Source organism: Gramella sp. MT6, from assembly GCF_019357415.1.
GTDB lineage: Bacteria > Bacteroidota > Bacteroidia > Flavobacteriales > Flavobacteriaceae > Christiangramia.
The window spans coordinates 679828-698790 of the sequence record NZ_CP048410.1 but is presented as its reverse complement, the minus strand read 5'-3'; the positions used below and the strand labels follow the sequence as shown (position 1 = coordinate 698790).

The 18963-nt window shown below is 39.1% G+C and carries 22 protein-coding genes; 9 read left to right on the top strand and 13 right to left on the bottom strand.

All coding sequences use genetic code 11. From position 1 onward, the window contains the following. Window positions 1-28: 28 nt before the first annotated feature. The 8 genes from G3I01_RS03205 to G3I01_RS03170 form a co-directional block, all read right to left on the bottom strand. Window positions 29-676 carry a lipid-A-disaccharide synthase N-terminal domain-containing protein gene (locus G3I01_RS03205; RefSeq protein WP_219551006.1) on the bottom strand — a complete coding sequence of 216 codons (648 nt, stop codon included), beginning with the start codon at window positions 674-676 and terminating at the stop codon, window positions 29-31. Window positions 677-758: 82 nt separating this feature from the next. Then, entirely contained in the window at window positions 759-1730 is a 972-nt protein-coding gene (locus G3I01_RS03200; RefSeq protein WP_219551004.1) for a deoxyhypusine synthase family protein, read from the bottom strand. Beyond that, a complete protein-coding gene (speB, locus tag G3I01_RS03195) occupies window positions 1723-2598 on the bottom strand; it encodes an agmatinase (protein WP_219551002.1) in 876 nt (291 codons plus the stop codon). The genes G3I01_RS03200 and speB overlap by 8 nt, the downstream gene beginning before the upstream one ends. Before the next feature lie 46 nt (window positions 2599-2644). After that, window positions 2645-4048 (bottom strand): arginine decarboxylase, encoded by a 1404-nt coding sequence (locus tag G3I01_RS03190; RefSeq protein WP_219551000.1) that lies wholly within the window; start codon window positions 4046-4048, stop codon window positions 2645-2647. A 272-nt stretch (window positions 4049-4320) separates the two neighbouring features. Beyond that, entirely contained in the window at window positions 4321-5205 is an 885-nt protein-coding gene (locus G3I01_RS03185) for a pseudouridine synthase (protein WP_108170612.1), read from the bottom strand. Window positions 5206-5285: 80 nt separating this feature from the next. Continuing rightward, window positions 5286-6191: a geranylgeranylglycerol-phosphate geranylgeranyltransferase gene (locus G3I01_RS03180; protein ID WP_219550998.1), complete on the bottom strand. Its 906-nt coding sequence runs from the start codon at window positions 6189-6191 to the stop codon at window positions 5286-5288. 9 nt (window positions 6192-6200) lie between these two features. Continuing rightward, window positions 6201-7139, bottom strand: a complete 939-nt coding sequence (locus tag G3I01_RS03175; RefSeq protein ID WP_219550996.1) for a mevalonate kinase — start codon at window positions 7137-7139, stop codon at window positions 6201-6203. Window positions 7140-7183: 44 nt separating this feature from the next. After that, window positions 7184-8278 (bottom strand): diphosphomevalonate decarboxylase, encoded by a 1095-nt coding sequence (locus tag G3I01_RS03170; protein WP_219550994.1) that lies wholly within the window; start codon window positions 8276-8278, stop codon window positions 7184-7186. Window positions 8279-8375: 97 nt separating this feature from the next. Here G3I01_RS03170 and G3I01_RS03165 point away from each other — a divergent pair, with 97 nt between their 5' ends. Next, the gene (locus tag G3I01_RS03165; RefSeq protein WP_219550992.1) at window positions 8376-8855 is read left to right on the top strand and encodes a TspO/MBR family protein; all 480 of its coding nucleotides are present in this window, start codon (window positions 8376-8378) and stop codon (window positions 8853-8855) included. On the opposite strand, the gene G3I01_RS03160 is transcribed toward G3I01_RS03165, so the two are convergent. After that, entirely contained in the window at window positions 8845-10053 is a 1209-nt protein-coding gene (locus G3I01_RS03160; protein WP_219550991.1) for an NAD(P)/FAD-dependent oxidoreductase, read from the bottom strand. The two genes, G3I01_RS03165 and G3I01_RS03160, sit on opposite strands and share 11 nt — an antisense overlap. A 59-nt stretch (window positions 10054-10112) precedes the next feature. Beyond that, window positions 10113-10826, bottom strand: a complete 714-nt coding sequence (locus tag G3I01_RS03155; protein WP_219550989.1) for a glycerophosphodiester phosphodiesterase family protein — start codon at window positions 10824-10826, stop codon at window positions 10113-10115. A gap of 144 nt (window positions 10827-10970) precedes the next feature. Here G3I01_RS03155 and G3I01_RS03150 point away from each other — a divergent pair, with 144 nt between their 5' ends. The 5 genes from G3I01_RS03150 (at window position 10971) to G3I01_RS03130 (ending at window position 15170) form a co-directional block, all read left to right on the top strand. After that, entirely contained in the window at window positions 10971-11819 is an 849-nt protein-coding gene (locus tag G3I01_RS03150; protein ID WP_219550987.1) for an SDR family oxidoreductase, read from the top strand. Window positions 11820-11873: 54 nt separating this feature from the next. After that, window positions 11874-12485 carry a DNA polymerase ligase N-terminal domain-containing protein gene (locus tag G3I01_RS03145; RefSeq protein WP_219550984.1) on the top strand — a complete coding sequence of 204 codons (612 nt, stop codon included), beginning with the start codon at window positions 11874-11876 and terminating at the stop codon, window positions 12483-12485. Continuing rightward, on the top strand, window positions 12478-13479 hold the full coding sequence (gene ligD / locus G3I01_RS03140; protein ID WP_219550982.1) for a non-homologous end-joining DNA ligase: 1002 nt from the start codon (window positions 12478-12480) through the stop codon (window positions 13477-13479). Before G3I01_RS03145 ends, ligD (G3I01_RS03140) begins: the two co-directional genes overlap by 8 nt. A gap of 1 nt (window position 13480) precedes the next feature. Next, window positions 13481-14407 (top strand): non-homologous end-joining DNA ligase, encoded by a 927-nt coding sequence (gene ligD, locus G3I01_RS03135; protein ID WP_219550980.1) that lies wholly within the window; start codon window positions 13481-13483, stop codon window positions 14405-14407. Between the two features lie 241 nt (window positions 14408-14648). After that, window positions 14649-15170: a YetF domain-containing protein gene (locus tag G3I01_RS03130; protein WP_219550978.1), complete on the top strand. Its 522-nt coding sequence runs from the start codon at window positions 14649-14651 to the stop codon at window positions 15168-15170. Window positions 15171-15178: 8 nt separating this feature from the next. On the opposite strand, the gene G3I01_RS03125 is transcribed toward G3I01_RS03130, so the two are convergent. Further along, entirely contained in the window at window positions 15179-15610 is a 432-nt protein-coding gene (locus G3I01_RS03125) for a DUF6789 family protein (protein ID WP_219550977.1), read from the bottom strand. A 59-nt stretch (window positions 15611-15669) separates the two neighbouring features. Between G3I01_RS03125 and gntA the strand changes: the two genes are divergently transcribed. From gntA to G3I01_RS03110, 3 genes are read left to right on the top strand one after another with little or no spacing between them, the layout of a single operon-like run. Further along, a complete protein-coding gene (gene gntA, locus G3I01_RS03120) occupies window positions 15670-16365 on the top strand; it encodes a guanitoxin biosynthesis heme-dependent pre-guanitoxin N-hydroxylase GntA (RefSeq protein ID WP_219550975.1) in 696 nt (231 codons plus the stop codon). Between the two features lie 5 nt (window positions 16366-16370). Next, window positions 16371-16988, top strand: a complete 618-nt coding sequence (locus G3I01_RS03115) for an FMN-binding negative transcriptional regulator (protein WP_219550973.1) — start codon at window positions 16371-16373, stop codon at window positions 16986-16988. Window positions 16989-17003: 15 nt separating this feature from the next. Continuing rightward, a complete protein-coding gene (locus tag G3I01_RS03110; protein WP_219550971.1) occupies window positions 17004-17582 on the top strand; it encodes an urea carboxylase-associated family protein in 579 nt (192 codons plus the stop codon). A gap of 11 nt (window positions 17583-17593) precedes the next feature. Here the strand turns inward: G3I01_RS03110 and G3I01_RS03105 are convergent, their stop codons facing one another. Then, window positions 17594-18310 (bottom strand): TerC family protein, encoded by a 717-nt coding sequence (locus tag G3I01_RS03105; protein WP_219550969.1) that lies wholly within the window; start codon window positions 18308-18310, stop codon window positions 17594-17596. A 95-nt stretch (window positions 18311-18405) separates the two neighbouring features. Beyond that, window positions 18406-18891, bottom strand: coding sequence for a hypothetical protein (locus G3I01_RS03100; RefSeq protein ID WP_219550967.1), 486 nt, complete (start codon window positions 18889-18891; stop codon window positions 18406-18408). Between the last annotated feature and the right edge of the window lie 72 nt (window positions 18892-18963).

Below are 18963 nucleotides of genomic sequence, written 5' to 3'. Positions count from 1 at the left end.
CTTAGGTTTAAAAAAGTCGCTCAATAATTTATTGCTTAATTTTTTCACCAACCTGCTTGTCTGTATTTTTCAAAAGATACATATCCCTAACATAGATAATACCGCCAAAGAAATGTGCAGCGATCAAAACGGGATCATGCCTGAATATTCCATAAGAAAATAATAGAATAGAACCTATCAGGCTCAAGATCCAGAAACCCATAGGTAAAGATGATTCCTGAGTTTTTTCAGAATGGTACCACTGATAGAAAAATCGGGAAGTATAGACCATTTGTCCAAGGATGCCTAATGTGATAAGTAATCCCGTGATATTCTTGTTTTTGAACAGGTCTTGCCATTGCAAAGATCCAAGGAATAGGATATATGCGGTGATAGCAAATGGAAATACGATCACCAGGATTTTAAAGAAAATATTCCGGTTTTGCCATTCGCCCTGTAAGTTCAAATTTCGCCAGTAAATTCCATAGATAAGGAATTGACCCAGCATGATAGCGAAGTCTTCTCTTAAATAACCATAAGTAAATAAAAGTATAGAGGCAAGCAAGCTAAGTTTCCAGAATAGAACAGGCGTTTCTACCTTTTGAGATTTTTCAGATAAGAACCATTGGGAAATAAGTCTGGCCGAAAACAGTAGTTGGGCTAAGAAGCCAATAGCGAAAATGGGCCAGTCCTGCATTTGATCTTTAAATAAAAAAGCTGCTCAATATTAATCAAATTTTAATACTGAACAGCTTCAACTGATTGCAATTATTTGTTAATTACATATCCAGTAAATATGCAAAAACCAGGGGAGCGACAATGGTTGCATCACTTTCAATAATATGTTTTGGAGTATTAATATCAAGTTTACCCCAGGTGATCTTCTCGTTTGGAACCGCTCCCGAATAAGATCCGTAGCTTGTGGTAGAATCAGAGATCTGGCAGAAATAGCTCCAGAAAGGAGTGTCTGTTCTTTCCATATCCTGGTATAACATTGGTACCACACAAATTGGGAAATCCCCGGCAATACCTCCACCAATCTGGAAGAACCCGATCCCATTTTGGGAATTATCAGTATACCAGTCGGCGAGGAAAGTCATATACTCAATACCAGACTTCATCGTGCTGGCTTTTAATTCACCTTTCAACACATAAGAGGCGAAAATGTTACCAAGTGTGCTATCTTCCCAACCCGGAACCACCATTGGCAGGTTCTTTTCGGCAGCAGCATACATCCATGAATCCTTAAGGTCTATTTCATAGTGATCTTCCATTACTCCGCTTAAAAGCAGTTTGTGCAGGAATTCATGCGGAAAGTAGCGCTCTCCTTTTTCTTCAGCATCTTTCCAGATCTTGAAAATATGCTCCTGAATTCTTCTGAAAGCTTCTTCTTCGGGAATACAGGTATCGGTCACGCGGTTAAGTCCCTTTTCCAATAGATCCCATTCCTCCTGTGGAGTAAGGTCACGATAGTTAGGAACTCTTTTATAATGTGAATGTGCAACCAGGTTCATCACATCCTCTTCCAGGTTCGCACCCGTACAGGAAATTATATGAACTTTATCCTGACGGATCATTTCTGCAAAGATCTTCCCAAGCTCTGCGGTGCTCATGGCACCGGCAAGGGAAACAAGCATCTTTGAGCCGTTCTCCAGTTGTTTTTCGTAATCCTTGGCAGCATCTACTAATGCCGCTGCGTTAAAGTGTAAATAATATTTCTCAATGAATTGAGATATTTGTCCTTTACTCATCTTCGTCTTCTTCGTTGAAATTTTGGTATTTGAATTTGTAGCTCAACATCTTGTAATAAAGTTTTGCCGCAAGAAAATCTGATGATTTCTCATTTTCATTTGGGCATAGCTCTACGATGTCGAATCCTACAACATTTTTCTTTTTGAACATCATTTTCAGGAATTCCAGTGTTTCGTACCAGAACAATCCTCCCGGTTCCGGAGTTCCTGTAGATGGCAATATGCTAGGGTCAAAGGCATCAAGATCTATCGTAATAAATACGTTAGGCGTCATCTGGCCAATAGCATCATCCTGCCAGTCTTCGTATAGGTCATGAGCAAAATATACCTGGTTTTCGTCCATATGGTCGTTTTCTGAAACATCCATTGAACGAATTCCTACCTGTATAAGATTCGTAGTTTTACTGGCTTCGTGTAAAGCACAGGCGTGGTTACATTTAGAACCTTCATATTCCGGTCTAAGATCGGCATGGGCGTCTAATTGCACTACGGTAAGGTCTTCGAAAGACTCGTTAAACGCTCTGATGCTTCCAATAGAGATAGAATGCTCACCTCCAAAAAGGGTCACGAACTTATCCTGTTTAATGTAATTCTTAGTGGTCTTGTAAACCGCTTCCACCATCTTTTCTGGTGATGAATCTTCAGTTACAGCAGGAGCAAGGTAAATCCCTTGTCTATATACCTCACTACGGGTTTCGATATCATACAACTCCATATTCTCGGAGGCGTTCAAAAATGCATCAGGGCCTTTATCGGCGCCTTTTTGCCAGGTACTGGTACCATCATAGGGAACAGGAATCAATACCACTTTTGCTTCGTCTATACGAGCGTGTTTATCGGGTATCCCGGCATAATTCTTTTTGCTCATGGCTAATTGAATTGATTAGTTAGTTGATTTTTAAAGTTATAAAATATTAATTGTTTCGGTCATAACCCAGAATGCTAAGCATATCTTCAGAATTTTGCTGTTCGCTGAACAAACTGGTAGTTAATTCTCCGTTTTTGTCTCTGTCTATTAGAATATGTTTTGGCTGAGGGATCAAACAGTGTTGTAATCCACCAAATCCACCAATCGTATCCTGGTAAGCCCCAGTATTAAAAAAACCAATATATAAAGGTTTGTCTTTCCTGAATTTAGGCAAATAGATCGCGTTGGTATGCTGCTCTGAGTTGTAATAATCGTCACTGTCACAGGTTAATCCTCCCAGTAGAACTCTTTCATATTCATCATTCCAGCGGTTCACTGCCAACATCACAAATTTCTTACTTATCGCCCATGTATCTGGAAGTGTAGTAATGAAAGATGAGTTGATCATATTCCATTTCTCACGATCGTTCTGTTGTTTTTGATATAGAACTTCATAGATCGCTCCGCCACTTTCTCCAACGGTAAAACTTCCAAATTCAGTAAAGATATTTGGTACATCTACTTCAGCTTCTTCACAGGTAAGTTTGATCTGGTTAATGATCTCGTCTACCATATAGGCATAGTCATATTCAAAGGCCAGTGAGTTCTTTATTGGGAATCCACCGCCAATATTCAGGCTATCCAGATGTGGAGCAACTTTTTTTAATGCGATATATACCTTTAAACATTTATTCAATTCGTTCCAGTAATAGGCTGTATCACGTATCCCGGTATTTATAAAAAAGTGAAGCATTTTCAGCTCTACCTGGTCATTTTCCTTGATCTGTTTATTGTAAAAAGGAACTATATTTTTATATCCAATACCTAGTCTGGAAGTATAAAATTCGAATTTAGGTTCTTCCTCAGAAGCAATACGAATCCCAACCTGGAATTTATCATTGATCTTTTCTGAAAGCAGGTCCAGTTCTTCATAATTATCGATTATCGGTAGGCAGTTCTTGTGTCCTCCGTTTAATAACCGACTGATATTTTCTATATACTCATCTCTTTTGAAACCATTACAAATTACCCATCTATCATCAGAGATCTTACCCGATTTCTTCAGTTTTTCAACAATGTTGATATCAAAGGCTGAAGAGGTCTCGATATGAATATCATTTTTTAAGGCTTCATTCAAAACATGTTCAAAATGCGAACTTTTAGTACAATAGCAGTAATTGTAAGTTCCCTTATAATCATGTTTTTCAATAGCAGATTTAAACCATCCCTTCGCGCGCCCAATATTCTGTGATATTTTAGGTAGATATGTGAATTTAAGGGGAGCACCATATTTCTTTACCAGATCCATAAGATCGATATCATGAAATTTTAATTGGGTTCCTTCCAGGTTAAATTCTTCCTGCGGGAAGTAGTAGGTTTGGTCGATTAGATCACTGTACTTGGTATTCAATTTGTTATAAAAATTTAGAGCTAAAAATTAGAGAATAATTTATAGGGCCAAAAGAATCGACTGGTAAATTAATGTTAAGAAAAAATATCCGGGATTCCAGGGTGCTGTCGAAGGGGTTTCGAGCACTTTGAATGTTTACATCTGAAGCGTATTCAGATTCAAAAGAAATAATTCTATTCAATTACATAAAATCGAAAAGAAGCTGACAGTTCAGCCTCGCTTTTTGACGTGGTAAATGTATTAAAAAATAGTATGAAAAGGCAAAAAAAATATTAATGCATTCCGAGGTTAATTACCTCTTGCTCAGTAAGATTTCTATGTCTTCCACGGGCAAGATCCTTCTTGGTAAGTCCGCCAAAAACTACACGATCAAGACTTTCAACTTCGTAGCCTAAACTTTTAAAGATCCTGGTCACGATATGTTCCTTGATGCTGTATAATTCTATACCAACTTCGTTGTGTGGTTTGTCGTCTATAAAGCTAACATTGGTAATGATCACCTTAGAGCCTTCGATGTAAACACCTTTCTGAATATTATCAAGATCTTCCTGAGAAAGATTTTTGTTTAGGGTTACATGATAGATCTGGCGTATTCCATTCTTAGGTTTAGCCAGTTTTTTTGCTAAAGTGCCGTCATTGGTGAATAGCAACAGACCTTTCGCCTGGTTGTCAAGTTTTCCAACAGGGCTAACTTTGGCTGAGGTAGCTCTGGAGATAAGCTCCATCACGGTTCTTCCACCTTTTTCAGGATTTCCGGTTACGAAAAATCCGGCAGGTTTGTTCAGCAGGATATATTCCGGTTTTTCAGGATTCAATCTTCTGCCGTCAAAGCGAACATCATCTTCCAGTTTTACACGGTAACCCATTTCGGTAATCGTCTTGCCATTCACGGTCACATTACCGGCAGCGATGTACATATCTGCATCACGGCGGGAGCAAACTCCCGAGTTGGCGATATATTTATTGAGTCGGATTCCTTCAGTATTAGACAACGGACTTTTTTCCATACTTTTCTTTATGGGTGCATTTCCACGGGCGTAGGATTTTTTCATAGATCCGCCTCCCTGTCTTCCGCTATGTTTCCCATCAGTAGATCTTTTACCTCTACTACCTGATGGTCTGTTACTTTTGCCTGAAGATCTGTCGTTCCTGCTCATCGCTTAATTTTTTGCAAAGATACATTATCCCAAATGAGGAAGCCAAGTATTTGAGAAAAGTTTTAGACTGAGGGGTTTACCTAAAAAACCCTGTTTATTACCTCGTCTAGATCTATTAGTAAAATGCTGAAAACCCCCGTTACAATGATCAACTTCAAAATGTTATGTAGCAACAGGTATTGCCATTTTGCCTTACTAAAATAAAGCATTAAGAGAAAAATAATAAGAAGAATGAAGGAAACATAGAAATAATAATCCATATATCCCAGCTCAAACCTTGTGATAAGGAGGTAAATAGGTACAATGGCAACGATACTGCAAACAGCTAGGCAAAATTTACTCCACTTTTCGCCATACACCAGCGGAATGGTCCTGTAATTCTGAACCAGGTCGCCCTGCATATTTTCAAGGTCTTTGACCAGTTCCCGCATCACGATCATTAAATAGAGAAAGGTGGCGTGGATAAAAATGACAGTCTCAAAGTTCTTATAATAAACGAAAATGACAAAGAAAGGAGTGATCGTTAGTATTGAAGCTACAAGGTTTCCCAGGAAAAGTATTTTTTTTAGTCGGTGGGAATACAGCCAGATCACAAAAATGTAGATCGAAAAGAAAACTACCGCTCTAAAAGACACATAACTGGCGAAAAATATGGTCGCGAAATTTAGAATGAAATAGACAGATAACTTAGTACGCTGACTCACGATCCTGTCCAGCATCGTCTTTTTGGGCCTGTTTATAAGATCCTTTTCGCTGTCGTAAAAGTTATTTATTATATAGCCAGAAGCGATGGTACTTGAGGATGCCAGGATCAAAAAGAATAGGTTGGGATCAAAAAGCACCTCTCTAAGAGGTTTTTCGTGTGCAAGTATAAACGCTGAAGTTAGATACTGCGCGATTACAACTACCAAAATGTTATATCCTCTTACAACTGAGAAAAGACTGAATATCTTCAGAAGTAAGCGCTTGTTAGCTGAAGCCGCCATAAAGTTTATTTAGAAGTTGTAAACTACTTCTAAATTGTAATCTTTCAGGGCTTTTCTGGCTTTATTGATATCTTCGGTAAATCCAAGGATATAACCTCCACCGCCAGAACCACAAAGTTTTAAGTAGTAATCGTTAGTTTCAATTCCCTTTTTCCAAAGTTTATGGAATTGTGCTGGGATCATCGGTTTGAAGTTATCCAGTACAGTATGAGAAAGTTTCTTTACGTTTGAGAATAAAGATTTCACATCGCCTTTTAGAAAATCATCAACACAGGCATCTGTTTGTTTTACAAACTGGTCTTTCAGCATTTTTCTGAAAGGTTCCTGTTTCATATTTTCCATAAAGATACTTACCATGGGAGCAGTGTCCCCTGTAATACCGCTATCGAGTAAAAAAACCGCTCCGGTACCATTCTCGGTTTGAGAAGGAATGCCAGCCGGCTCTATATTTTCTTTTGAATTTATAAGGATCGGGATGCTCAAATAAGAGTTCAATGGATCCAGGCCAGAAGACTTTCCATGAAAGAAAGATTCCATCTCTCCAAAGATCTTTTTAAGCTTAAGCAGCTTGTCACGCGTAAGATTTTCAAGCACCGTGATCTTATCTTTTGCGTATTTATCGTAGATCGCAGCAACCAACGCACCACTACTTCCAACACCATATCCCTGTGGAATACTGGAGTCAAAATACATTCCTTTAGAAATATCTTCTCTTAGATCTTCCAGGTCAAACTGTACCAGATCTGGATTGTTTTGTTGTAGAGCATCCAGGTAAGAAGCGAATTTTCTCAAATTCTCATTAGACCTTCTGGCTGCTTCATCAGGATTTTCATCCAGTTTCAAAGCGCCATTATAAAAGTTATAAGGAATAGATAAACCCTTGGAATCCTTGATGATCCCATACTCTCCAAAGAGAAGGATTTTAGAATAGAATAGTGGTCCTTTCATAAGTTTCTAAGGTTCATTCAGGCATACGTGAGCTGAAAAACTGACTAAAAATACAATTTTTTTGCTCCATCGCCAACATGGTCGCAAATATAATGCCCATTCTGACAATACACAACTAACTCATTATTAATGAATTCTAAAATTTTAGTTTCGTGATTTTCAGGATATAGAACGTGAACATTGGCTCCCGCATCTAAAGTGAAACAAACCGGAATCCCAGTTTTATCCCGGTACTCCCATATTTTATTCAGTATCTGAAGGGTGTTAGGTTTCATCAGGATAAAATAAGGCTGACTGCTCATCATCATCGCGTGAAGTGTCAAAGCTTCGCTCTCTACTATCTTAATGAATTCTGTCGTGTCTCCAGATTCCAGAACAGGGATAAGCGCTTTTAAATTATCATTCGCTTGCCTGAACCTGTTTTCGGCAAATGGATGTCCATGCATAAGGTCATGACCAACCGTGCTGCTTACCTGTTTCTCTCCTTTGTCTACCAGTAAGATAGTATCTTTATAATTCCTAAAGATTTCATGGACTTTATAAGGGTAAGCTACGGCATATTCATCTGAAGAGCCTTCAATATCTTTGTGTTCACCCCAAACAACCAGGCCGCCATCTATACTTCTGGATGCACTACCAGAACCAAGTCTTGCTAAAAAAGATGCCTTTTTTGTAAAGTATTCATCACTAAATTCAGGATATAATTTCCTTTCCATATCCATCAGGCATAATGCGATTGCGCTCATTCCGCTGGCAGAAGATGCAATCCCACTGCTATGTGGAAAAGAATTCTCGCTGTGGATCTCAAAACTGAAATCCTTGAGATAAGGGCAGTATTGCTCAATTCGCTGAAAAAATTTCGTGATCTTCGGTTTAAAATCTTCCTTTTGTTTACCCTCAAAATAAAAATCGAAGTCAAATTCTGCAGTTCCTGTGATTTCATCCTTCTTTGAAAATTTCAAAGTCGTGGTGCTCTTGCAATTATCTAACGTGAAACTAATAGAGGGATTTGCAGGAATTTGATTTTCCTTTTTGCCCCAATATTTAACTAGGGCTATGTTACTTGGTGATTGCCAGCTAACTTCTCCTGGCGATATATTTTTAGGTTCCAGATTAGGAATAAAGTCCTTTTGGGTCATCCTTGAAAATTTTTGCCAAAGTTAAACTTTTATGACTTGCATTCCTGCCTAAACAATCCAAATAAATTCCTATTTTAGTGAATTCAACCGGCCAATTATGACTAGTAAATTATTCATAAGGAGTTCTTTTGCAGTGGGGGTTTGCCTTGTTTTCGGGTTCCTGGGGGTAATAGCTACGCAAACCGGTATTGCCGATTGGTATCCAGGTCTGGAAAAACCCTGGTTCCATATTCAGGAAGATCTTTTTAGCGGAATATGGATGCTCATGTATATCTTAATGGGAATTTCTGCTGGCATCGTATGGAGCAAGGGATTCTACCATAAATGGGTTAAAACTGCGCTTTACCACTTTGGATTTCAACTGTTTTTGAATGGATTCTGGTTCCTGTTATTTTTCGCCTTAAAACAGCCTTTTTTCGCCTTATTAGACCTGGTGGTCCTGTTCGTGGTAATTCTCTTTACGATAAGATGGTTTAAAATAGTTAGTCTACCTGCAGCTTATCTTCTAATACCCTATGCCGTATGGGTGCTTTTTGCGATCGTTTTTAACTTCGAGATCTGGAGGCTTAACTCATAGCTTTGGCCGCCAGAAATCCCCCTGTCCAGGCATTCTGAAAGTTGAACCCTCCGGTGATTGCGTCAATATTTAAGATCTCTCCAGCGAAATAAAGGTTCTTATGGATTTTGCTCTCAAAAGTTTTGAAGTCTACTTCTTTGAGGTCTATCCCCCCGGCCGTAACGAATTCCTCTTTAAAAGTACTTTTCCCATCAACATTGAAAACTGCGGAAGTAAGTTGGCTAGCTAACTCTTTCATTTGATCTTTATTGAGATCTGCCCATTTGGTTTCAGGTTTAATTCCTGCTGCAGCAACTATGCTTTGCCATAATCTTTTTGGGAGTTCAAACTGTGGCCGAGTAGCCAACTGTTGTTTGGGAATTGAAAATTTCAGCTCTTTAAGTTGCTCCAGAATATCATTCTCAGAAAATCCCGGTAACCAGTTTACCATTATCTGGAATTTATAATCAAGTTCATGCAATTCTCTTGCTCCCCAGGCCGATAATTTCAGGATAGCAGGACCGCTCATCCCCCAATGGGTGATCAAAAGTGGACCGGAGCTTTCCAGGTTCTGGTTCAGGATTTTTACTTCAGCATCTGAAGCTATCCCTGCAAGATCTTTAATTCGGATATCCTTAATATTGAAGGTAAATAGCGAAGGAACGGCATTAACTATAGAATGTCCCATTTTTCCAAGTAAGTTCCATACCTTGGAATTACTACCGGTGGCGAGCATTAGATGTGTGGCCTGGAAACTTGCGGTATTCGTATCTACCTGCCAGTGATCCTCAATCTTTTTAAAGTTTTTCAGGCTCTGGCCTTTTTGAACCTCTATGCCCAATCTTTTACATTCGCGAGTAAAACAGTCTATAATGGTCTGGGAGCTGTCGGTGACGGGAAACATTCTACCGTCTTCTTCAGTTTTAAGTTCAATACCTCTTTCTTCAAACCAGCCAATAGTATCTCCGGTCATAAACTTATGGAAGGGGCCACGTAATTCTTTTTCACCCCGGGGATATTTTTTCACCAGTTCTGCAGGTATAAATTCAGCATGGGTAACATTGCATCTACCGCCGCCTGAAACTCGAACTTTGGTAAGCACTTCTTTTCCTCGCTCCAGGATAAGGATTTTAAGGCTTGGGTTATTTTCAGCAGCATTTATCGCTGTGAAAAAACCAGCCGCGCCACCACCAACAATTATAATATCATATTGCTCCAAATACTGTTTTTTAATCTGAAGCAAAAATAGGCAGATATTATGGGCTGAAGAAAATTTGTTTAAGGCTTGAGTTCCAGAAGGGGATTATGCAGCCTGTTCGGGTAATCTGAGATGATCCCATCAACTCCAAAATCTATCATTCTTAGAATATCTTCTCTTTCATTCACTGTCCAGACGTTCACGCTGAAACCTGCATCCTGGCTTAATTTTGTATTATCTCGGGTAATAATTCCTAAAGAAGGATGTATAGCCGATGCCTTCAACATTTTTCCAATTTCTATAGCTTCGGGAACACTGGCTTTGCTCAATACTGCAATGGGTACTTTTTCGTCTAATTTTCTGGTTTCAAAAAGTTCGTTCTTCTGAAAGCTGGAAATGATGAAATCTGAATATTGCCATTTTCCACCTTTCACTTTCTCCTTCACCAATTCACTAACGGGTGCTGCCGTATTTAAACCTTTCAGTTCTATGTTTATAAGACACTTGCCTTCAATAAGATCTAAGACTTCAGTTAGAAGAGGGACCTTATATCGGCCTTCGATCCTAAGTTTTCGAATAACCTCTGCAGGTTTTTTTGCAATTTCGCCGCTACCATCTGTAGTGCGATCCAATGTAAAGTCATGAATAACCCAAAGTTCTCCGCTGGCGCATTTATGCACATCGATCTCGATCATATCTACTCCTATATCCAGGGCTTTCTGAATACTTTCAAGAGTATTTTCAGCCAGATGCCCTTTTGCTCCCCGGTGACCGATCTTTAGAAAATTGTTCATATTCAAATGTATTAATTAATTCATTTCACACAGCGTTTGACTTTATCCTACAGTATAAATTAATATTTACAAAGGCTTAAGATTGGTTAACATTTATTTTGCTACAAAACATTTTAATTTAGATAGGTAACCAAAAATTGACCAATGAGTAAACCAGAGAATGTACCGGAACAAGAGCAGGAACAACCGGGAGATGAATATAAAATGCAACCAAAACCGGAAATCATAAGGGATGATTATCTGGGGAGTGAAAAACTTAAGGGAAAAGCTACACTTATTACCGGTGGAGATAGCGGTATTGGCCGTAGTGCGGCAATACATTTTGCCAGGGAAGGTGCAGATGTAGCAATCGTTTACCTGGAAGAAAAAGAAGATGCCCTGGAGACGAAGAAACTGGTGGAAAAAGAAGGAAGAAAATGCTTGATCATTTCCGGAGACCTGAAAGAAGAATCATTTTGTAAAGAAGCCGTTAGGAAGGTGATTTCAGAATTCGGCAAACTGGATATTTTAGTTAACAATGCTGCCGTCCAATTTCCTAAAGGAGAGGTGGAGGAAATAAGTTCAGCACAATTCAGGATGACCTTCGAGACAAATTTTTATCCCCATTTTTATGTGGTAAAAGAAGCTCTGGAATATTTAAAGGAAGGCTCGATTATCATTAATACTACCTCAGTGACGGCCTATCGGGGAAGTTCGCATTTACTGGATTACTCCAGCACCAAGGGAGCAATTGTAAGTTTTACGCGTTCCTTATCTAAAATGCTGGTCGACAGGAAGATTAGGGTGAATTCTGTTGCGCCCGGGCCCATCTGGACTCCGCTTATTCCTTCCACCTTCGATGAAGTATCAGAATTTGGGAAGAAAGTACCCATGGGCAGACCCGGACAACCAAGCGAAGTAGGACCGGCGTATGTATTTCTTGCCAGCAAAGACAGCAGTTATATGACAGGGCAGGTGATCCATATTAATGGTGGAGAAATAATTGGAAGTTAGAAATTCAGGAAATTATTAATAATAGGAATTTGTTTATACAATTATTATTAAGTCATGGGAAAGAAAGGATTTTTAGAAGACTATCACGGTAAACGGGATTTTGATATTTCTTCAGAACCTTTTGGCGATGAAGATCACAAGAAAGATGAAAACAAGCAGATCTTTGTGATCCAGAAACACGATGCCTCCAACTTGCATTTCGATTTCAGATTACTGGTAGACGGGGTGCTAAAAAGCTGGGCGGTTCCCAAAGGTCCTTCCACAGATCCAGATGAGAAAAGGCTTGCAGTTAGGACTGAAGATCACCCGCTTGAATATGCCGATTTCGAGGGTGTGATCCCTGAAGAACAATATGGAGGTGGAACCGTGATGGTATGGGATGCCGGGACCTATGAAAATGATAAAAAAGATGCTGAGGGTAATTTTGTGCCTATGAAAGAGCAACTGGAAAAAGGTCATTCAACTTTTATTCTGAAAGGAAAAAAACTGAAAGGAGGCTATACTTTGATCAGGACTCAGAAGGGTAAAAATGAAAAATGGTTATTGAAGAAAGTGGATGATGAAGAGGCCGATGCCCGGAGAAATCCTGTAAATACCGAGAATAAATCTGTCCTCACAGGTAGGACGATGAATCAGATTGCAAAAGATTCCAGCAAAGATGAATGAACTATTAAAAACCATACCTCAAGAACTTCAGGAAAAACTTAAGAAAAAGAAACAGCCAGACTGGATGCCGCCAATGCTGGCAAAACTAACCCATGATGTCTTTTCTAATGAGGAGTGGATCTTTGAGAGAAAACTGGATGGAGAACGCTGTGTTGTCTACAAAAAGGAGAAAGAAGTAAAGATAATGTCCCGTAATAAGAAGACCCTCAATGTTACTTATCCAGAGATCGTAGATCTTTTCAAATCGCAAAAAGCAAAAGATTTTATTATTGACGGAGAAATGGTGGCTTTTAAAGGCAAGCAAACCAGCTTTTCTGAATTGCAAAAACGAATGCATTTAAAGGATGCTGATGAAGTAAAGAACAGCAAAACCAAAGTTTTCTTGTATGTGTTTGATCTTATGTTTTATGATGGGCATGACCTTACCAAATTACCATTAGTAGAACGGAAGAAACTACTTAAAAAGTTGCTGGATTTTGATGATCCATTGAGGTTCACTTCGCACCGTAATGAAGAAGGAGAGAAATTCTACAAAGAAGCCTGCGAAAAGAACTGGGAAGGGCTAATTGCGAAGAAGGCTGACAGTGTTTATGTTCATAGCCGTTCTTCCCACTGGTTGAAATTCAAATGTGAAAATCAGCAGGAATTCGTTATTGGTGGGTATACAGATCCGCAGGGCGAAAGAAAAGGCTTTGGTGCCTTGCTTATTGGTTTCTATAAAAATGGGAAACTTCAGTACGCTGGTAAGGTAGGAACCGGGTATACAGATAAGATGCTGGAAGAGCTTCATTCCAGAATGTCGAAGATAGAAATAGCTGCTCCACAATTTGAGGATAATAAAGACCTGCCAGAAAAGAATGTACACTGGTTAAAACCTGAACTCGTAGGGGAAGTTGCCTTTACCGAGTGGACAAATACGAACAAATTGAGACACCCAAGGTACCTTGGTCTTAGAAGCGATAAAGAAGCACAGGAAGTAATAAAGGAGGCTTAATATGGGAACCAAAAAGAAATTTGGAAAGGATAGTTTTGAAATCAGCAACCTGGATAAGATTTTCTTTCCAGAAGCAGGATATACTAAAGGCGATCTTATAGAATATTATGAAAAGATTTCAGAGACCATGCTTCCCCATTTAAAAGACCGCCCTGTCACGATGATACGTTTTCCCAACGGAATTACAGGTAAAAGGTTCTATCAGAAAGATGCCCCCGATTATTTCCCTGACTGGATAGAAAAGAAAGCGATCGAGAAGCAGGAGGGTGGAAAGACCCATTATGTTATTTGCAATAAGAAATCCACGCTGGTATATCTGGCAAACCAAGCCTGTATCAGCCCGCATATCTGGTTAAGCCGGCAGGATATTCTTGATAAACCAGACAGGATGATATTTGATCTTGATCCTGTTAAGGACGATTTTGAAGAAGTAAAGCAAGCAGCGAAAAAAGTAAAAGATCTTTTGGGCGAGGAACTGGGGTTGCCGGTCTACATTATGACCACTGGTTCCAGGGGAATGCATGTGGTAGTGCCGCTCAAAAGAACCAGAACTTACGATGAAGTGAGAGATTTTGCACAAAAAGCTGCGAAATATCTCGAAAAGAAATATCCGGAAGATATGACGACTGCATCCCGCAAGAATAAGAGGGAGGATAAACTTTTTCTTGATGTCGCCAGAAATGCTTTTGGTCAAACTGGGGTAGCTCCTTATGCGGTAAGGCCTATAGAAAACGCCCCGGTTGCCACTCCGCTAGACTGGGAAGAATTGGACAGGTCTTCCCTTTCGGCCAGGAGTTATAATATTAATAATATTTTCAAAAGACTTGCCAATAAAGAAGATCCATGGAAGAATATCAATTCCAGCGCGATCACCCTTACCGATGCCATCAAGAAATTAGAGAACCTCTGGGATAAGAGATTTGATTGAATTTTTGAATTCACAGGTGTTATAGGTAGAGGAGTACGAAAGCTCCGAAATTGATTCATATGACGGTTTTTTTGACGCGATACCCCAGCTAATGGCAATATTGACAAAGGATTATGATTGCTTAACATTTAATTAGATGCATCAGTCTGTAATTTAGAGGTTCAATCAAACTTAAAACTATGAGAAACTTTAAATGCCAGAGCTTTGCGACCAGAATTTCTCACTTCAAAGTTTTATAGTGATGGAAAAATGGTTTCAATTTAAAGAAATGGACCTGCTGGCCATCGTTTTAACAGCGATTGGGATATATATAGCAGTGATCCTATTTACAAGGATAGCTGGTAAACGTAGCTTTTCGAAAATGTCAAGTTTCGATTTTGCGATGACAGTTGCTGTTGGTTCTATGATAGCCACAACCGTTTTGTCTAAAAGCGTTAGTCTTTGGGATGGTGTAATTGGCATGGGAGCCGTGTATGTTTTACAAATTAGTGTGGCACTTTTAAGACGTTACAAACAGGTTCAAAAAGTAGTTGACAATGTCCCGTTATTATTGATGGATGGAACAGAAATACTTCATGATAACCTTAAAAAGGCCCGGGTTAGCGAAAGCGATCTTCGGTCTAAATTGAGAGAAGCAAATGTTATAAGGTTAAAAGAGGTTAGAGCAGTGATATTTGAGGCTACCGGAGATATTTCGGTAATGCATACAGAAGATGATAATGAAGAGCTTGAAAACTGGTTGATGGAAGACGTTAAGCGTTAGAAGAATTTTCAGAATATAAAAACAGCTGCGCCCATAGCAAATAGAATATGGGCAATCAGGATCTGTACATAGAATTCTTTTAGCTGAACATTTTCAGAATTCGGAGATATTACGAACATAAGATGCCAGCTTAGAATTGATAGGATTCCGGCAAAAACTCCATAAACTAAGATCGAAGTGAAAGAAATAGAAAATGAGAAGATGAGATGAATGATGTAGAAAAGCGTCATTAGAATGATGCCAATAGAAAAATGAACCACCCACCCAAGTATTGAATTGTTTGATGGATTTACTTTATCGTAAGTGGATCTCCTTAAGATCATGTTTAAAAGCCTTGGCTCTCTAAACTCCTGATCTTTTAGGCGCGCGAGAACATAACTGAATCCAGTCATTAGAATGGTGCCAAGTATCCCGGCCAGAATAACCTTTAGAAGTTCCATTTGATCAAAGTTGAGTGGTGTGTTTTTTAAATGTATAAAGTACTGAATATAAGAATATTATGGAAATAAAATATAATCTTCCAAAAGAAGGCCTAAAATCAAGGCCGGTAAAAAATATAGAGCTGAAAAATAAATTTGAAAAATTCATCCTGGATAATGACCATCCCTGTATCATGGCGAAAACAGTTTTTTCTATGAGCCGGGTAGAATTGCATTCCTATTCAGATTTTGGAACTTTAGCTACCGCACGAAAAATACTTGCAGATCTTGAAAAATACATATCAGAATATGATTTTGAATCTAATGATTTTAAAACATTTATAGCGGTATTTCCTGAATCCCCGATTTATTCCGAAATTGGCTTTGAAAAAATACTGTGGAAACAACTTGAGAATCTACATAAGGTAGATGAAAAGGAATGGGATTCGGCAGTTAGTGAAGATCCTGAAAGTGAACATTTCAGTTTTAGCCTGAATGGAAGAGCATTCTATATTGTAGGAATGCATCCCGGAGCTTCCAGGAAAGCGAGGCAAAGTCCTTATGTCACGATAGCTTTCAATTTGCACTGGCAATTTGAAAAACTCCGTGAAATGGGGAGTTATGAAACGGTACGAGACAGGATTAGAGACCGGGATAAGGAATTGCAGGGTTCAATAAATCCTATGTTGCAGGATTTTGGAACTAATAGTGAGGCTAGACAGTATAGTGGTAGAAAAGTGGAAAAAGATTGGAAATGTCCTTTTCACAGTAATTAGAATGAATGTACAGACCAGAGAAATATAAGAAAGACGATAAAAAATTCGTCTTTTCCTTTATCAGAGAAAATCCCTTTGCCACGGTTATTATGAACGGAAACAGGCTCATGGCGACCCATCTTCCCGTGCTTATTGAGGGAAATGAGGCAGAATGGCAATTATATTCCCACCTGGCAAACCATAATGAACAAGCGGCTTTGGTAAAGGACGGCTCTGAAGCTTTGATCATTTTTCATGGGCCACATAGCTATATTTCATCTTCGTGGTACAAAGAAAAAGACATAAGTACCTGGGATTATACCGCTGTGCATGTAAATGCGCAGGTGAAATTACAAACGAGAGAGGAACTGGAAAATTCTCTGGAAAATCTGGTAAAGCAATTTGAGAAAGAACAGGATTCTCCGCTGTATTACGGTGATATTCCAAAACCAATGCTGGATGAGCATTTGCCGCTTATCACAGGTTTCTGGTTACAACCGGTAAAGGTTGAAGGAGTTGCTAAATTACATCAATCCTATCCCAAACATGATGTGGAAGCGGTAGTTGAAAATCTAAATTCTTCTGGAAACTGTATGAAAGAGGAACTGGGTAAGGCTATAAAGAATGAAAATAAAATTAGATAAGACGGAAGAAAGAATATGCAGGTAATAGAAAAGCAAAGCGGCGCAGCTTTTAAAATGAAAAAGGGTCAGCTCTTAAAAGTAGTGGATCCTTTAGGTGAGCAGGTAAGCGATATGGTGATCTTTAATGCAGAAGATGTGAGGGAAAAGATCTCCAGCGGAAAAACGCTCGATTTTGAAGAAAGTATTCTCATTACTAAGGGTAATTACATTTGGAGCAATCGCAGTAATAAAATGATGGAGATACTGGAGGATACCAACGGGCGTAATGACTTTTTACTGGCACCATGCAGCCCTGAAACTTTTAAGATTATGTACCGCGACTCTCAATATCATCCCAGTTGTTTTGAGAACCTTCATACCAATCTTGCAAAATATAATATCGAACCAGATGATATCCCTACGGCCTTCAATATTTTCATGAATGTGCAGTTCGATACCTTTGGAAGGATCACAGTAAAACCACCCCTCAGTAAAGCCGGAGATTATGTGCTTTTTGAGGCGAAAATGGATCTCATCGTAGGTTTAACCGCATGTTCTGCGGAAGACAGTAATGGCGGAAGCTTTAAACCAATAAATTACGAGGTGCTGGACTAAATTGAGATTTTTTAAGTGTTCTTTTTCCGGTACCTCATGTTCAGCATTTCTATGGCTAATGAGAAGAATACCGCGAAATAGATATATCCCTTCGGTACATGGTAATGTGCTCCTTCAACAATTAGCATAACGCCTATAAGTATTAAAAACGAAAGAGCCAGTATTTGTATGGTAGGGTGATTATTTACAAATTCGCCTACCGGTTTTGCAAATATCATCATGACAATAATGGCAATAACAACGGCGATGATCATTAATAAAATCTCATCTGTAAGACCAACGGCAGTAAGGATCGAGTCGAAAGAAAAGACGATATCCAGCAGCACGATCTGTATGATGGCTGAGGTGAAATCCATGGTTTTTGATGGCGTGCCGGTTTCAGGATCGTTTTCCTGTCCTTCGACCTTGTGGTGAATTTCCAGTGTACTTTTTACCAGCAGAAATATACCTCCGGCAATAAGAATAATGTCCCGCCAGCTGAGTTCGAAATCTGCCACTGTAAGTACAGGCTTGGTAAGCCCTATGATCCAGGTAATACTTAAAAGCAAAAGGATCCTCATTACCAGGGCGATGGTTAACCCGCCCAAACGTGCTCTTTTCTGATCTGCCTCAGGTACTCTGCCGGCAACCAGTGAAATAAAGATGATGTTATCTATTCCCAGAACTATTTCCAGGAAAGTTAAAGTAAGTAAAGCGACCCAGGTATCGGGTTGTAAAAAAATCTCCATAATAGATTCGTTGGACAGGGGCCAAAAATATTGAAAATTTGATTAGTTGAAGTTAAATTTATTACAAAGCTGAATCGGTTATAAATTCAGGAGTATCAGTCAAATCCAAACTTGATACTGAAGCCACCGTACACCGAAAACTGGTAAAAATCATAGTCGGTACGCCAGCGATTCTCTCCACGGAGATAAACAAAGAATCTGTCGAAATGATATTCAAAGCGAGCATTAAAGGCCAGGGATGGATAGGTTTTCCAGGGTCTTCTAATGAAGGAAAGAGAAATATCCCCTATTGGAATAAATTTTTTACCTGGTCTTATTACGAAGCCTGGGTTAATACCAAAAGATTCATATTCTATGGCAGTAAAGGTTTCATAATAAGCGATTATACTAAACCCAGCATTTCTATAACCTATAGAAAATGTACCATCATAAGCCGCATCGTTTACTGTGCCTCCAAAAGTTGCGTTTCGAAGGTCTACTCCAGTACTGGCAAACCAGTAAGTATCTTCACGTGTAAGCCAGGATTGAGCATAGCCCATAGTAGCATGCAATAGTAGCAAAGTAAAAAGGGCCTTTTTCATGCAGGTGAGTTGTAAGACGCTGTTTGAATTACTCTTGGATTATTGGGTTTGATTTAATTGTATGATCATTAG

Coding starts and splice junctions, on each gene's coding strand:
- G3I01_RS03110 (WP_219550971.1), top strand. CDS start 17,004: ATGCAGGTAATAGAAAAGCAAAGCGGCGCAGCTTTTAAAATGAAAAAG.
- G3I01_RS03100 (WP_219550967.1), bottom strand. CDS start 18,891: ATGAAAAAGGCCCTTTTTACTTTGCTACTATTGCATGCTACTATGGGC.
- G3I01_RS03130 (WP_219550978.1), top strand. CDS start 14,649: ATGGAAAAATGGTTTCAATTTAAAGAAATGGACCTGCTGGCCATCGTT.
- G3I01_RS03185 (WP_108170612.1), bottom strand. CDS start 5,205: ATGAGCAGGAACGACAGATCTTCAGGCAAAAGTAACAGACCATCAGGT.
- ligD (WP_219550980.1), top strand. CDS start 13,481: ATGGGAACCAAAAAGAAATTTGGAAAGGATAGTTTTGAAATCAGCAAC.
- G3I01_RS03170 (WP_219550994.1), bottom strand. CDS start 8,278: ATGACCCAAAAGGACTTTATTCCTAATCTGGAACCTAAAAATATATCG.
- G3I01_RS03125 (WP_219550977.1), bottom strand. CDS start 15,610: ATGGAACTTCTAAAGGTTATTCTGGCCGGGATACTTGGCACCATTCTA.
- G3I01_RS03165 (WP_219550992.1), top strand. CDS start 8,376: ATGACTAGTAAATTATTCATAAGGAGTTCTTTTGCAGTGGGGGTTTGC.
- G3I01_RS03180 (WP_219550998.1), bottom strand. CDS start 6,191: ATGGCGGCTTCAGCTAACAAGCGCTTACTTCTGAAGATATTCAGTCTT.
- G3I01_RS03150 (WP_219550987.1), top strand. CDS start 10,971: ATGAGTAAACCAGAGAATGTACCGGAACAAGAGCAGGAACAACCGGGA.
- speB (WP_219551002.1), bottom strand. CDS start 2,598: ATGAGCAAAAAGAATTATGCCGGGATACCCGATAAACACGCTCGTATA.
- G3I01_RS03115 (WP_219550973.1), top strand. CDS start 16,371: ATGTACAGACCAGAGAAATATAAGAAAGACGATAAAAAATTCGTCTTT.
- G3I01_RS03175 (WP_219550996.1), bottom strand. CDS start 7,139: ATGAAAGGACCACTATTCTATTCTAAAATCCTTCTCTTTGGAGAGTAT.
- gntA (WP_219550975.1), top strand. CDS start 15,670: ATGGAAATAAAATATAATCTTCCAAAAGAAGGCCTAAAATCAAGGCCG.
- G3I01_RS03200 (WP_219551004.1), bottom strand. CDS start 1,730: ATGAGTAAAGGACAAATATCTCAATTCATTGAGAAATATTATTTACAC.
- G3I01_RS03155 (WP_219550989.1), bottom strand. CDS start 10,826: ATGAACAATTTTCTAAAGATCGGTCACCGGGGAGCAAAAGGGCATCTG.
- G3I01_RS03145 (WP_219550984.1), top strand. CDS start 11,874: ATGGGAAAGAAAGGATTTTTAGAAGACTATCACGGTAAACGGGATTTT.
- G3I01_RS03105 (WP_219550969.1), bottom strand. CDS start 18,310: ATGGAGATTTTTTTACAACCCGATACCTGGGTCGCTTTACTTACTTTA.
- ligD (WP_219550982.1), top strand. CDS start 12,478: ATGAATGAACTATTAAAAACCATACCTCAAGAACTTCAGGAAAAACTT.
- G3I01_RS03205 (WP_219551006.1), bottom strand. CDS start 676: ATGCAGGACTGGCCCATTTTCGCTATTGGCTTCTTAGCCCAACTACTG.